The organism is Streptomyces sp. NBC_00223 (genome assembly GCF_036199905.1).
Taxonomy (GTDB): domain Bacteria; phylum Actinomycetota; class Actinomycetes; order Streptomycetales; family Streptomycetaceae; genus Actinacidiphila.
Genome location: NZ_CP108109.1, coordinates 2383309 through 2398342 on the forward strand (window position 1 = coordinate 2383309; position 15034 = coordinate 2398342).

Here is a 15034-nt window from a genome sequence, read left to right on the forward strand (position 1 = left end):
GACGACGGCCGTACAGCCGCCCGCACACGCACGCGCCGCCCCGGTACTGGCAGACGTACGGCCGACGGCCGAGCCCACACCGGCGGACGCACCGACGGCCGGGGCCGAACCGGCGGACATACAACCGGCCACGCACGCACAGCCGAACACCGCGTCCACCGCCCCCGCTCCTGCGGGCGTGCAGCCACCCGCGCGCGAACCGCAGACCGCGCAAGCAGCCGACCCCACGTCGGCCGACGTATCGCCAACTGCCGCGCCCGCGCAGGCGGACACCCATACGGCCGGAGACACACCGGCGGCTGTACAGCCGCCCGCACACGCGCCGGTGGCGACACAGGCACCCGGCCACCGTCCGGCGGACGCACCGCCACGAACCGCCGCCTCCGCTCCAACGGCCGTGCAGCCGCCCGCACACGCACCCGTCGGCTCGGTAATAGCGGCCTCCCGGGCGACTGACCAGGCAGTGGCGGCGGTACCGGCAGCCGACGTCGGCTCGGTACTGGCGGTCGCCCAGGCGACCGGCCGGGCAGCGGCGGACGCTCGGTCGCCCGCACACGCGCCGGTGGCGACACAGGCACCCGGCCACCGTCCGGCGGACGCACCGCCACGAACCGCCGCCTCCGCTCCAACGGCCGTGCAGCCGCCCGCACACGCACCCGTCGGCTCGGCACCGGCAGACGCATGGCCGACAGCCGGGGCCGAACTGGCGGCCGCCCAGGAGACCGACCGGATAGCGGCGGACGTACATCCGCCCGGGCCCGTACCGATGAGCACACCGGCGGAGGCGCGGGCGCCCGAGCCCGTAGGGGCGGATGTGCGGACGACTGCCGCGCCGGCCGCGCGGGCCGACGTAGAGGCGACCGCCGGAGGCGGGCGGCGGGCTTTGGCGTTGCGGTTGTTGGCCGCGCGGCGGCGGGCCGGGGGCGGGGAGCGGGGGATTCCGCGGCAGCCCAGGGACGGGCGCCCGCTGGAGTGCTCGGCAGAGCAGCGGCGCGTGTGGCTGGCGGAGCGGATGGGCGAGCCGGGCGTCGTGCCCCCGTCGACCGCCGCGCTGGCCCTCGAAGGGCCGCTCGAACCCGCCCGGCTGACCACCGCGCTGGCCACCGTGGTGAACCGCCACCCGATCCTGCGCACCCGCTACACCGCGGAGGGCAGCGAGCCGCGCCAGATCCCGCCCGCCGCCCCCCTGACCCCGCGCGAGGCGAACGCCCTCGTGGACACGGTCGACCTCTCGGTCCTCCCCGAGGACGAGCGCGAGCCCGTCGCGCAGTCGCTCGCCGTGGAAGCGGGCGACCACCGGTTCGACCTGGCCACCGGACCCATGCTGCGGCTGACCGTGCTGCGGCTGGCGCCCGACAGCCACCGGCTGCTGCTGGTCTGCCACCACATCGCGGCCGACGGGCGTTCGATGGAGATCCTGCTCGCCGAACTCGCCTCCGCCTACCGGGCGTTGGCAACGGACGCACAGCCGCCGCAGGCCCCGCCCGGCGCGGACCGGGCCGACTACGCGGACTACGCCGCCTGGTCCCGGCGCCGACTGGACCGGGTGCTGCCCGAACGGCTCGCGTACTGGCGCCACCGGCTGGCGGGCGCTCCCCCGCTGCTCGACGCCGATCTGCCCGCGCCGGCCCGCCGCCCCCACCCGGGCGAACGCCGTACCGCGACCGCGCTGGCCCACGTGGACGCCGCGACACTCGACCGGCTGCGTTCTGCGGGCGGCACCGGCAGCCAACTGACCGCGCACACCGCCCTGTTGGCCGGATTCCTGGTGCTGCTCGGCCGCTGTGCCGACCGCGACGACCTGACGGTCGGCGTGGTCTGGGGCGGCCGTTCGCACCCCGAACTCGACGACGTGGTCGGCTGCTTCACCGATCTGCTGCCGCTGCGCGTCTCCGTGGCCGCCGCCCCGGACTTCGGCCGGCTGGCCGTACGGGTCCGGGACACGCTCGCCGCCGCCTTCGCCCAGGCGGCGCCCTTCGACCAGGTCGTCTCGGCCGTGGCACCCAGGCGCGCGCCGGGCGTGCACCCGCTGTTCCAGGTGCTGTTCGTACAGCGTGAGGAGGCGCTCACCTACCCCGACGATCCCGCGCACGGCTGGGGCCCCGGCTTCGCCCAGCGTCCCTGGGGCCGCGAGGTGAACAGCACGGCCTACGACTTCACGCTCGCCGCCACGGTAGGGCCGGAGGGCGCCGAGTTGGTGCTGACGTATCCGCTGGAACGGTTCTCCCGGCAGGCGGTCGACCTGCTGGCCCAGGAGTTGACGGAGCTGTACGCGCTGCTCGCCGCCCGGCCGCAGGAGCCGGTGGGCGAGCTGCGGACCGCCGAGGCGTGGCGAAACCCGGAACGCGACCAGGACCGGGACCGGGACCTCAGCCGGGACCACGAGCCGGCCGCGGGTGACCTCCCGCCCGTACGTACCGCCGAAGCCGGGGACGGCGACCCGCCGCCCTCCGCCCGCGAAGCGGAGACCGTCGCCGAACTGCGGGCCCTGTGGCGCGAGGTGCTGGGCCGCGACGACGTCGACGACCACGGCGACCTGTTCGCGCTCGGCGGCGACTCGCTCGCCGTGGTCCGGATCGTCGCCCGGATCGAGGAGCGCTTCGGCGCGGAGGTGCCGATCCGGGTGTTCTTCGACTCCCCCACCCCGGCCGGCTTCGGCGCGGCCCTCACCGCTCTCCTGGAGGAGGAACGCCATGTCCGATGAAGCCGGCGGCATCCCCGCGTACGACACGGCCGGCCCGGACGGCGCTCAGGGTACGGGCGCCTCGGGCGGTCCCGAGCGCGAATACCCCCTCACGCCGGTCCAGGAGCGCATGTGGTTCCTCCAGCGCCTCGACCCGGACGACACCTCGGAGAACCTGGCCACCGTACGGCGGGTGACCGGCGGCCTGGACGTCGCGGCGCTGCGGCGTGCGGTGGACACCGTGGTCGCCCGGCACGAGCCGCTGCGCGCGTCCTTCCACGAGGTGGAGGGCGCGCCCGTGCAGCGGGTGGCCGCCCGCGCCCATGTCCCCGTGGAGCTGCACGATCTGCGCGGCGCCGCCGACCCGCAGGGCGAGGCCGAACGCGCCGCCGTACGGCGGGGCGCCGAGCCGTACCGGATGGACCGGGGTCCGCTGCTGCGGGTGGCGCTCTACCGCACCGCCGAGGACGCGTACGTACTGCTGCTCGGCGCCCACCACTTGGTCTCCGACGGGTGGTCGATCCAACTCCTGCTCGACGAGCTGACCGCCGTGCACACGGCCGCCGTTGTGGGACGGGAGGCCGAACTGCCCCCGCTCAAGGGGAGTTTCGGCGACCACGTGATGTGGCAGCGGGCCCGGGCCACGGGGCCGGCCGCCGACCGGGCCCTGGCGTACTGGACCGCTGAGTTGGCCGCGCCGCCCGGCCCCGGGCTGCCGTTCGCGCCGGCCCCCGGGCCGGGCGGGCGGGCGGCGGACGCCGAGCCGGTCAGGACCCGGATACCGGCGGCCGCCGCGGCCGCCGTCGAAGGGCTGGCCCGGACGCACGGCTGCACCCCCTTCATGGCGTGGCTCGCCCTGTACCAGGTGCTCGTCGCCCGGCACACCGGCCAGCGGGACATCGTGGTCGGCGCGCCCACGGCCGGACGCGAACGCGTCGAGGACGAGGCGCTGGCGGGCTGCTTCACCGCCGTCCTGCCGCTGCGCGCGGATCTCGGCGACAAGGTGACCTTCGCCGGCCTGCTGGAACGCACCCGGGAGACCGTCACGGGCGCGCTCACCCACCCGCAGGTGCCGTACGAGCAACTTCTCGGCGCGCTCGGCACGGCCCGGGACGGCGACCAACGCCAGCTGTTCCGCACGTGGTTCAACCTCCACACCGAGGCGGCCCTCGGCCGGACGGGTACGGATCAGGGGGCCGGCCCGGTCCTGGAGCCGGTGCCGGGCGACCCGCCGCCCAGCCCCTACGACCTCTCCCTCGACGCCTGGCCCGCGCCCGACGGCCTTGACCTCGTCCTCACCTTCGACCCGGCGGTGCTCGACGGCGCCACCGCCCGGACCGTACTCGACCGGCTCCCACTGCTCGCCGAGGCCGCCGTCCGCGAGCCGCACCTGCCGGTGGCCGAACTGCCCCTGCTGGCACCGGGCGAACACGGCTCCCTGCTGTTCGGCCCGCCCCTGGAGGGCTCGGCCCTGACGGGCGGTACGACGGCCGGGGCCGCAACGGGTACGACGGCCGACGCCACATCCGGCGCTACGACCGCCGGGCCGACGGCGGGCCCGGCCACCGGGCAGCCGACCACCGACCGGAACGCCGGACCGGACACGGCCACGTCCGAAGCCACGGTCGGCGCCACGCCCGCCGGGCCAGCCGCCTACCGAGACGGTGGGCCAGACGCGGCCACATCTGCCGCCACGACCGGCACCACGCCCACCGAACCGACCACCGACCGGAACGCCGGACCGGACGCGGCCACGTCCGAAACCACGGTCGGCGCCACGCCCGCCGGGCCGGTCGCCGGGCCCACCGCCGACGCCACCACCCGCCCCGAACTCGCCACCGTCGTCGCGCTGTTGACGCGGCAGGCCGAGCTTACGCCCGACGCGCCCGCCGTCGAGGACGGCGAACGCGCCCTGACGTATCGCCAACTGCTCGCGGCCGCGCGCGCGGTGGCCGGTCGGCTGACCCGGCTCGGGGTGCGTCCCGGTACGCCCGTCGGGCTGTGCGGCGGGCGCAGTGCCGAGACGGTCGCGGGGATGCTGGGCGTGCTGCTGGCCGGACACGCCTATCTGCCGCTCGACCCCGCCCTGCCGCCGGACCGGCTGCGGGACATGCTGGCCGCGGCGGGCGCCACCGCCGTCCTGGCCGAGGGCGGCGCGGAGCCCGCGGACTGCGCCGTCCCCGTGGCCGTACTGCCCCCGGTCGAGGCGGCCGAGGGCGGCGAACTGCCGCCCGGCCCCGGGCCCGACGCCCTCGCCTATGTGCTGTACACCTCGGGCTCCACCGGTGAGCCGAAGGCCGTCGCCGTCCCGCACCGGGCGCTCGCGGCCCGGGTCGACTGGATGCGTACGGCGTACCGGCTCGCGCCCGGCGACCGGGTGCTGCAATTCGCCGCGCTGGGCTTCGACACGCACGTCGAGGAGATCTTCCCCGCGCTCACCGCCGGGGCCACCGTCGTGCTGCTGCCCGTGCCCTCCGCCGAGCTGCCCGACTGGCTGGGCGGCCCGGCCGGCCGTACGGTCACCGTGCTCGACCTGCCCACCGCGTACTGGCAGGAACTGGTCGACGCCGGGCCCGCGGTGGGCTGGCCGCCCGCGCTGCGGACCGTGGTGCTCGGCGGGGACCAGGCGCAGAGCGCCGGGGTGGCGGCCTGGCGGAAGCGGTTCGGCGACCGGGTCGAGCTGTGGAACACCTACGGGCCCACCGAGGCGACCGTCATCGCCACCGCCACCCGCCTCGGCCCGGTCGACGCGCTCACCCGGCCCGGCATCGGACTGCCGCTGAGCGGCACCGGAGCCTATGTGCTCGACCCGGCCCGGCGCCCGGTGCCGCCCGGGGTGCCGGGCGAACTGTGGCTCTCCGGCGCCGGCCTCGCCGACGGCTACCTCGGCCGGCCTGAACTGACGGGTGAGCGCTTCGCCGCCGATCCGTACGGCCCGCCGGGCGGCCGGATGTACGCGACCGGCGACCTGGCCAGGGTCCGCCCGGACGGCACCCTGGAGTTCCTGGGGCGCGGCGACCGGCAGATCAAGGTACGCGGCCACCGGGTGGAGCCCGCCGAGGTGGAGGCCGCGCTGCTGCGTCACCCGGGCGTGGCCCAGGCCGTGGTGGACCTGCACGACGACGCGGGATGGCAGTCGCTGACCGCCTGGGTGGTCCGCCGCCCGGCGCCCGCGGAGCCCGACCGTGCCGACCCCGCAGGGCCCGGCGGTACCGACCCCGCGGAGCCCAGCCGTAGCGACCCCGCAGAACCGGACCGCACCGGACCCGACCGCGCCGGACCCGACCGCGCCGAGCTGCTGCGGCACCTGCGCGGGCTCCTGCCCGCCCATCTCGTGCCGGACTCCTGCGTGTTCCTCGACCGGCTGCCGCTCACCGTCCGCGGCAAGGTCGACCGGGCGGCGCTGCCCGCACCCGGCGCCGGGGGGCCCGCCGAGACGGCCGGCGTCCCGTACACCGCGCCGCGGACCGACGCGGAGCACCTGGTCGCCGAGGCGTGGGCGGATGTGCTCGGGCTGACCCGGGTGGGCGCGTTCGACGACTTCTTCGCCCTCGGCGGGCACTCGCTGCTCGCCACCCGGGTGCTCGCCCGGCTGCGTTCCGCCCTCGGTATCGACCTGCCCGTGCGGATCCTGTTCGGCGCGACGACCGTGGAGGGCACCGCGGCCGCCGTCGAGGAACTGCTGCTCGCCGAGATCGAGGCGTTGAGCGACGCCGAGGTCGAGACCCTGATCGAGGAAGGAACCCCGGCCGGATGACGACGACCACTCCCAAGCCCCAGGATGACCGGCCGACCGGCACCGCGCCGCCCGCCGGAGCGGCGGCGGCCAGGGCCGAACTGCTGGCCCGCAGGCTGCGGGCCGCGCGGTCGGCGGTGGGGACGCCCCGGCTGACCGTGCCGCGCAGGCCGGCCGGTGAGCAGCCGCCGCCGTCCTTCGCGCAGGAGCGGCTGTGGTTCATGGACCAGCTCGTGCCGGGCTCGACCGCGTACACGATCCCCCAGGTGCTGCGGCTGCGCGGGACCGTCGACGCCGACCGTCTTTCGCGCGCGGTGGACCGGCTGGTCGCGCGGCACGAGAGTCTGCGCACCCGCTTCCCCGCCGGTCCCGACGGCTCCCCGCTGGCCGTCGTCGAAGCCGACGGGGGTGTACGGCTCACCGTCCGCGCCACCGCGCCCGGACTCGGCCCGGCCGAACGGGAGCGGGAGCTGACGCGGTGGATCGACGAGCAGGTGGGCCGGCCCTTCGACCTGGCCACCGGCCCGGTGCTGCGCGCGGCCCTGCTGAGCGCGCCCGGTGACCCGGCCGCGGGTGACGACGAGGGCGAACAGGTTCTCGTCCTGGTGCACCACCACATCGTGTCCGACGGCTGGTCCAGCGAGCTCTTCCTGCGCGAACTGCTCGCCGCCTACCGCGAGGACCGCGCCCCGGCCATCGGCGAGGACCCCGAACCACCGGTCCGCTACGGCGACTTCGCCGCCTGGCAGCGGTCCCGCTACCAGGGCGCGGTCCGCGAGGCCGACCTCGCGCACTGGCGGCAGCGGCTGGCCGGGGTGCCCCCGCTCGACCTGCCCACGGACTTCACCCGGCCGGCCGAGCCGAGCTTCCGCGGTGCAGGCCACGGCATCGGTATCGACCGGGAGTTGAGCAAGGCGCTGCTCGCCCTCGGCGCGGCCCGGGGCGCCACGCCCTACATGACGCTGCTCGCCGCCTATCAAGTGCTGCTCTCGCGCTGGTGCGGGCAGCAGGACTTCGCGGTCGGCTCGACCGTGGCGGGCCGTACGCTGCCCGAACTGGAGCCGCTGACCGGCCTGTTCGCCAACGTCCTGGCGCTGCGCGCCGATCTGACCGGCGACCCGTCCTTCACCGCCCTGCTGACCGCCACGCGGGAACGCTTCCTGGAGGACATGGTCCACCAGGAGATGCCCTTCGAGCAGCTGGTGGACGAGCTGGGCCTGCCCCGCGACCTCAGCCGGCCGCCGGTCTTCCAGACGTCCTTCACGCTGCTCAACTACGAGCGGACCAAGACCACGGGGGACGCCGCAGCGACGGACCCGGACGCCCTCACGGCCGAGTACCGCCCCGCCCTCACCAGCTCCACCCGCTTCGACGTCGAGCTGTATCTGCGGCAGGACGGCGAGGAGGTGAACGGGTTCTTCACCTTCGGCACCGACCTGTTCCGCGAAGAGACCATCGCCCGGCTGGCCGGCACCTTCGAGCGGCTGCTGCGGCAGATCGTGCTCCACCCGGACCTGCCGGTCTCCCGCCTCGACCTGATGGACGAGGCCGAGCGGCGGACCGTACTGCACGAGTGGAACGACACCGCGCGGGAACTCGACGGACCCCGTACCCTGCACGGCCCCATCGAGGAGCGGGCCGCCCGCACCCCGGACGCCGTCTGCCTGGTGGTGGACGGCCCCGAACCCGGAGCCCCAGCAGAGGAGTTGACATACCGTCAACTCAACGACAGGGCAGCCGCGCTGGCCGCCCGACTGCGCCGCGCCGGGGTCGGACCGGGCGCGGTGGTGGCGGTGTGCGCCGAGCGGTCCTGGCATCTGGTCGCCGCGCTGCTCGGCATCCTCAAGGCGGGCGCGGCCTATCTGCCGCTCGACCCCGACCACCCCGAGCAGCGGCTGGCCGGCATGGTGGAGGACGCCGAACCCGTCGTACTGCTGGCGCAGGACGCCGTACGCGACCGGCTGCCGGAGACACTGCCCGCCGGCACCCAGGTGCTGAGCCTGGACGACGCCAGGCTGTGGGAGCCGTCAGAAAGCGGTACGGACGACGCCGGACCGTCCCACGCCGGGCCGGACGACGCCGCCTATGTCATCTTCACCTCCGGTTCGACCGGCCGGCCCAAGGGCGTCGTCAACACCCACGGCGGCATCCACAACCGGCTGGACTGGATGCAGCGCGCCTACCCGATCGGCGACGGCGACACCCTCCTGCAGAAGACCCCGGCCGCCTTCGACGTGTCCGTGTGGGAGCTGTTCTGGCCGCTGCGCGAAGGCGCGCGGCTGGTGATGGCCCGCCCCGGCGGCCACAAGGACGGCGGCTATCTGCGGGACACCGTGATACGCCACGGCGTGACCGTGATCCACTTCGTCCCGTCGATGCTGGCGGTCTTCCTCGCCGAGGAGGACGTCGAGCGGTGCACGAGCCTGCGGCACATGATGTGCAGCGGCGAGGAGCTGCCCGCCGACCTCGCCCGCCGGCTGCTCGACCGGCTCGGCGGCTGCGCCCTGCACAACCTCTACGGGCCCACCGAGGCCGCCGTGGACTGCACCTCGTGGACCTGCACCGCCGAGAACCTGGCCGGGCTGCGCCGTACCCCCATCGGGCGGCCGATCCAGAACACGCGGACGTATCTGCTCGACCCGCACGGCACCCCCGTACCCGTCGGCATGCCCGGTGAACTGCACATCGCCGGAGCCGGGGTGGCACGCGGCTATCTCGGGCTGCCCGAGCTGACCGCGCAGCGCTTCCGTGACGACCCGTGGGGCCCGCCGGGCAGCCGGATGTACGCCAGCGGCGACCTCGCCCGGTATCTGCCGGACGGCACGATCGAGTACCTGGGCCGGACCGACCAGCAGGTCAAGCTGCACGGCCTGCGGATCGAGCTCGGCGAGATCGAGTCCGCGCTGCGCGCCCTGCCGGAGGTCGCCGACGCCGCCGCGACGATCCGCGAGGACCGCCCGGGCGACCGGCGGCTGGTCGCCTACGTGGTCCTGGCCCCCGGCGCCCTGCCCGCCGAGGAGAGCGCGGGCGCCCTGCGCGAACTGCTGCGCGAGGGCCTGCGCCGGATGCTGCCGGACTCCATGCTGCCGTCGGCGTATGTCGCCCTCGACGCCCTGCCCACCGGCCCGACCGGCAAGCTCGACCGGCGCGCGCTGCCCGCGCCCGCCTTCGGCCCGGCGACCGACGTGCCGCACAGCGCGCCGGCCACCGACGCCGAACGGGCCGTCGCCGCCGTGTGGACGGAGATCCTGGGCGGCCCCGAACCCGGCCGGGACGACGACTTCTTCGCGCTCGGCGGGCACTCCCTGCTCGGCATCCGGGTCATCGCCAAGCTCCGCAAGGAGTACGCGGACGCCGGGACGCTGTCGCTGATGGACCTCTTCAAGTACCCGACCGTGCGGGGTCTGGCCGCGCTGATCGACACCCCGGCGGGGGACCGCCCGCCCGCCGGGGCGCTGCACGAACTGACCCCGGCCCCGCCCGAGGGCGTCACACCGGAACTGACCCTGATGTGCGTGCCGTACGGCGGCGGCAGCGCCGCCGTCTACCAGCCGCTCGCCGACGCCCTGCCGCCGGGGCACTCGCTGTTCGCGCTGGCCGGCACGGGCGAGGAGATGGGGCTGACCGGCCGCCGCCCGGCCCTGCCCGAGCTGGTCCCGCGGGTGGTCGAGGAGATCATGGAACGGGTCACGGGCCCGGTCGCGCTCTACGGTCACTGCGGGGTGGGCGGCGCGCTGGCCGTGGCGCTGGCCCTCGCCCTGGAGGAGGCGGGCCGGCCCGCGGTGGCGGTCTACACCGGCGCGATCTTCCCCTTCGCCCGCCCGCGCGGGCCCGTCGTACGGCTGATGACGTCCCTCGAACGCTTCAGCAGCGACCGCCGCTACCGCGACTGGCTCACCTCACTGGGCGTCAGCCTGGACGACATCGAGCCGGGCCAGGCCCGCCGCATGGTCAAGGACATGCGCGACGACAGCCTCGACGCCGAGGAGTACTTCAGCGGCGTCATGGCCGGCGGGGGCCCCGGGCTGACCGCCCCGGTGATCTCCGTCGTCGGCGAACGCGACGACATGACCATGTACTACGGCGAGCGGTTCAAGGAGTGGCACTTCGTCACGCCGACCACCGCGCTGGTCGTCCTGGACGAGGCCGGGCACTACTTCCTGAAGTACCGGGCCCACGAGGTGGCCGCGATCGTCACGGGAATCCACCCGCAGCTGTCGGACGCGGAAGCCGAACCCGGGTCCGAGGTCCCGGAGGGCTCCGGCCCGGACCCGTCCACCTGGCGCCTGGCGGGCGTCTCGCGCGACACCGACGGGACGGCCGATCCCCGTACCCCGGCCCCCGGGAAGGACCGCGACCGGGCCCCCGCGCCGAGCATGCCGCGCTTCCTGGCCGTGGCCGCCGGTCAGCTCGTCTCCATGACGGGCAGCGCGCTGACCGAGTTCGCCCTGCCGCTGTGGCTCTTCCTCAGCAGCGACTCCCTGCTCCAACTGGCCCTGCTGGCGACCCTGGCACTGCTGCCGGGCCTGGCCACCGCGCCGCTGGCCGGAGCGGTCGCCGACCGGTTCAGCCGGCGGCGGGTCATGCTGGTCGCGGACGTCTGCGCGGGCGCCGTCCAGGGCACGATGCTCCTGCTGCTGCTCTCCGGGGGCCTCGGCAGACCCGCCGTCTACACCTGTATGACGCTGCTTTCGGTGGCCCTCACCTTCCAGCGCATCGCCTACTCCGCCGCCGTGCCGCAGCTGGCCCCCAAGCGGTTCCTGGGCCACGCCAACGGACTGATCCAGGCGGGCACCGGCATCGCCCAGTTCGCCGTACCGCTGCTGGCGACCGCGGCGCTGGCCACGATCGGGCTGCGCGGCATCCTGGTCGTCGACGTGTGCAGCTACGTGGTCGCCGTGGCGGTCACCGGCTCGCTGAGGTTCCCGCAGAACATGGGCTGGCGGCGGCGGGAGAGCGTCGGCGAGGAGATCAGGGCCGGATTCCGGCTGGCGATGGGCAACCCCGGATTCCGGGCCATGCTGATGTTCTTCGCCGGGACCAATCTGCTGGTCGGGCCGATGTTCATCTTCTTCCAGCCGATGGTGCTGGGCTTCGGCGACCTCGGGGACGTGGCCCGGGTCTCGCTGGCCGGCGGGTTCGGCATCGCCCTCGGCGGCGTGCTGATGGCCGTCTGGGGCGGCCCGGCGCAGCGCAGGATGCGCGGGGTGCTGCTGAGCTTCCTGCTGATGACGGCGGGCTTCCTGCTGACCGGGCTGCGCCCGTCGCTGCCGCTGGTGGCCACCGGGGTGTTCGGGATGTTCCTCGGACTGACCCTGATGAACACCATCTACGCGACGATCATCCAGGTGAAGATCCCGGCCCGCTTCCACGGCCGGGTGTTCGCCGTCAACACGGTCTTCGCCTGGTGCACGATGCCCCTCGGCTATCTGCTGGTGGGCCCCGGGGTGGCGCACGCCCTGCAGTCCGGCCTCGGTCCGCACGGCGCGCTGGCGGACACCGTCGGCCGGGTCGTCGGCACCGGGCCCGGGCGGGGACTGGCCCTCGCGTACGTCCTGTTCGCGCTGGTCCTCACCGCGGTCGCGGTCTTCGCGATGCGCCTTCCGGCGCTGGCCCGCTTCGACACCTCGGTGCCGGACGCCCGCCCGGACGACCTGGTCGGCCTGGAGGCCCTGCGCGGGCGGCTCGGCGACGAGCGGGCGCCGGAGCCGGTACGGGAGTCGGTGCCGACGCCGGTACGGGAGTCGGTGCCGGAGCCGGTGGGCGCCGAGCCCGTACGCCGGGGGTGACACGTCGCCGTGCCCGTCGCAGTGGGGGACGGGCACGGCGATCCCCGCGTCAGCCGGCCGTAGGGACCTTGGCCTGCGGCGCGGGCGCCGGGACGGCCTCCGCGTGGCGCGAGGCGCGGACCAGGGCGAGTACGAGCACCCCGCCGACCAGAGCGGCGCCCGCCGCGTAGAAGGAGATCCGGTCGAGCCCGGACGCGTACGCCGCCCGGACACCGTGCACCGAGCGCAGCCGGCTGGTGAAGACGGCCCCGAACAGCGCGATGCCCAGCGTCATCCCGAGCTGCCGGGAGGTGTTGATCGCGCTGCCCGCCATTCCGGCCCGCTGCGGGGGCACCGACTCCACGGCCGCCGACACCATCACCGGCGTGGCCACGCCGACCCCGACGCCCACGATCGCGAGACCGGCGAAGAGCGCCGACTGCCCGGAGCCCTCGGAGATCGTCAGACCCATCGTCAGCGATCCCACGGCGATGAGCAGCAGCCCGCCGCCGATCGGCACCCGCGGCGCGACCCCGTGCAGGAAGCGCCCGGACAGCGCCGCCGCCACGAACGCCGTACCGGCCAGCGGCATCACCGCGAGCCCGCCGCGCACCGGGCTCAGGCCCAGCACGTTCTGGAGCCACAGCGAGACGAAGACCAGTCCGCTGAACGCCGCCGCCTGGTAGAGCAGCGCGCCGGCCATCAGACCGGCGAAGGACGGCCGCCGCAGCAGCGCGAGTTCCAGCATCGGGTGCGCGGACCGCCGCTCGACGACCACGAAGGCCACCGAGGCGAGCGCCGCGACCACGAAGGCGGCCAGCGTCGGCCGACCGCTCCAGCCATGCTCGCCGCCGCGTATCAGCGCGTAGGTGAGCGCGGCCGCGGCCAGGGTGAAGGTCGTCGCGCCCGGCAGGTCGATCCGGCCCGCGCCGCGCCGCCCGGCGGGCAGCACCCGCAGGGTCAGCGCCACCGCGACGACCGCGATCGGCAGGTTGACCAGGAAGATCGCCTCCCACCCGAAGCCCTGCGTGAGCAGCCCGCCCATGATGGGGCCGGCCGCGGCGGCGGCGCCGTTGACCGCGCCCCACACACCGAAGGCGACCCCGCGGTCCCGGCCCTGGTAGGTCGCGGCGACCAGCGCCGCCGAGGTGGCGAACATCGCCGCGCCGCCCACGCCCTGTACGGCCCGGAAGGTGATCAGCACGGCCGCGTTCGGCGAGAGCGCGCAGCCCAGCGAGGCCAGGGCGAAGACGACCAGCCCGGCCGCGTACAGCCGCCGGTGGCCGAAGAGGTCCGCGAGCGAACCGGCGACCATCAGCAGCGCGGCGAGCGCGAGCGCGTACACGTCCATCACCCACTGGAGTGACGCGAAGGACGCGTGCAGTTCGTCGGCCATCCTCGGCAGGGCGACGTTCACGATCGTGACGTCGACCAGCAGGATGAAGGCGCCCAGGCAGATCGCCACGAGGGGCAGCCATTTACGCATGGGAGGGGACTCCGTTTCGGGATCGTGGGAGTGTGGCGGTCCCACAATCCGGCACGCCCGGCCGTTACCGCAGCCACCGGCTTGGTTACGCCACAATCCGACATCCTCTAGCCTTCTGGGATGGATTCCGACACCACATGGCGCCCGATGAGCGGATTCGACGAACTCGACCAGCGCATCGTGCAGGCCCTCCAGGTGGACGGCCGCGCCCCCTTCCGCCGGATCGGCGAGGTGCTGGGCGTCTCGGACCAGACGGTGGCCAGGCGCTACGGCCGGATGCGGTCCACGGCGACCTTCCGGGTGGTGGGTCTGGCCGACCCGCTGCGGGTCGGGCTGACGATGTGGCTGCTGCGGGTGCGCTCCACGCCGGACGCGGCCGGGGCGATCGGCGAGGCGCTGGCCCGGCGCACCGACACCCGGTGGGTGAGCCTGCTCTCCGGCGGCACCGAGATCTTCTGCCTCGCGCAGGCCGCGACCCCCGGCCGGGGCGACGCGCCGCTGCTGCAGAAGCTGCCGCGGACCCCGCAGGTGCTCCAGGTGACCGCGCACGCGATGCTGCACGTCTTCTTCGGGCGCGATCTGAGTCCGGTCAGCCGCAAGGGTCCGCTGACGCCCGACGAGGTGCGCGCGCTGACCCCGGAGGACGCGCCGCCGCGGCCGCTGGTCGCCTCAATGACGGACCCGGTGCGGGTCACCCAGGGCGACCTGCGGCTGTTCGAACTGCTCTCGATCGACGGCCGCACGCCCACGGCGGAGCTGGCCGCCGCCACGGGCTGGTCGCGGTCGACCGTACGGCGCCGGCTGTCGGAGCTGCGGGCGTCCGGCGCGCTCTACTACGACCTCGACTTCAACCGGCGGGCGCTGCTGCCCGATCTGCGGGTGGCGCTGTGGATGGAGGTCGAGCCGTCCCGGCTGGCCGAGGCGGGCGAGGCGCTGGCGGCGCACCAGGAGGTGGCCTTCGCGGGGGCGACCACCGGAACGACGAACATCTACGCGACGGTCAACTGCCGGGACTCCGAGGCGCTCTACCGCTACGTGACCGGGCCGGTCGCGGCACTGCCCGGTGTGCGCCACACGGAGACGGCCCCGATCCACCGCACCCTGAAGAGCTCCAGCCCCCGCCTGGACCCGGCGAGCCCCCACCTCGCGGAAAGCGACCGCACGTAGGGCCACTGGGGAGTGTCCAACCATCCGCCCAGCCCTCGCGGGCCGTGGCCCCCCTCCGCCCGGCGGGCGGCCCGCCACAACCCCCGCGCGCGCCCGGGGGGCAGCTGGCCCCACAACCCCCGCCCCCACGGGCAGGGCAAAGGGCACCCCCTTGAACCGCCGCAACGGCGGGAAGCGGAACGCCGGAACCCGGC

5 protein-coding genes are annotated in these 15034 nt (G+C 75.2%); 4 read left to right on the forward strand and 1 reads right to left on the reverse strand.

The window, feature by feature from the left end:
* Positions 1-766 precede the first annotated feature (766 nt).
* The 3 genes from OHA30_RS10010 to OHA30_RS10020 are packed head-to-tail and all read left to right on the forward strand — an operon-like array spanning position 767 to position 12208.
* Positions 767-2704: a condensation domain-containing protein gene (locus OHA30_RS10010; protein ID WP_328913469.1), complete on the forward strand. Its 1938-nt coding sequence runs from the start codon at positions 767-769 to the stop codon at positions 2702-2704.
* Positions 2694-6440: an amino acid adenylation domain-containing protein gene (locus OHA30_RS10015; protein WP_328913470.1), complete on the forward strand. Its 3747-nt coding sequence runs from the start codon at positions 2694-2696 to the stop codon at positions 6438-6440. Before OHA30_RS10010 ends, OHA30_RS10015 begins: the two co-directional genes overlap by 11 nt.
* Positions 6437-12208: a non-ribosomal peptide synthetase/MFS transporter gene (locus OHA30_RS10020; protein WP_328913471.1), complete on the forward strand. Its 5772-nt coding sequence runs from the start codon at positions 6437-6439 to the stop codon at positions 12206-12208. Before OHA30_RS10015 ends, OHA30_RS10020 begins: the two co-directional genes overlap by 4 nt.
* A gap of 49 nt (positions 12209-12257) precedes the next feature.
* Here the strand turns inward: OHA30_RS10020 and OHA30_RS10025 are convergent, their stop codons facing one another.
* Positions 12258-13673: an MFS transporter gene (locus OHA30_RS10025; protein ID WP_328913472.1), complete on the reverse strand. Its 1416-nt coding sequence runs from the start codon at positions 13671-13673 to the stop codon at positions 12258-12260.
* Between the two features lie 120 nt (positions 13674-13793).
* On the opposite strand from OHA30_RS10025, the gene OHA30_RS10030 reads away from it, so the two are divergent.
* Positions 13794-14840, forward strand: coding sequence for an Lrp/AsnC family transcriptional regulator (locus tag OHA30_RS10030; protein WP_328913473.1), 1047 nt, complete (start codon positions 13794-13796; stop codon positions 14838-14840).
* The last annotated feature ends 194 nt before the right edge of the window (positions 14841-15034 follow it).

Excerpts from the sequence above, each read along its gene's own strand:
- OHA30_RS10010 (WP_328913469.1), top strand. The coding sequence starts at position 767 with ATGAGCACACCGGCGGAGGCGCGGGCGCCCGAGCCCGTAGGGGCGGAT.
- OHA30_RS10015 (WP_328913470.1), top strand. The coding sequence starts at position 2,694 with ATGTCCGATGAAGCCGGCGGCATCCCCGCGTACGACACGGCCGGCCCG.
- OHA30_RS10020 (WP_328913471.1), top strand. The coding sequence starts at position 6,437 with ATGACGACGACCACTCCCAAGCCCCAGGATGACCGGCCGACCGGCACC.
- OHA30_RS10025 (WP_328913472.1), bottom strand. The coding sequence starts at position 13,673 with ATGCGTAAATGGCTGCCCCTCGTGGCGATCTGCCTGGGCGCCTTCATC.
- OHA30_RS10030 (WP_328913473.1), top strand. The coding sequence starts at position 13,794 with ATGGATTCCGACACCACATGGCGCCCGATGAGCGGATTCGACGAACTC.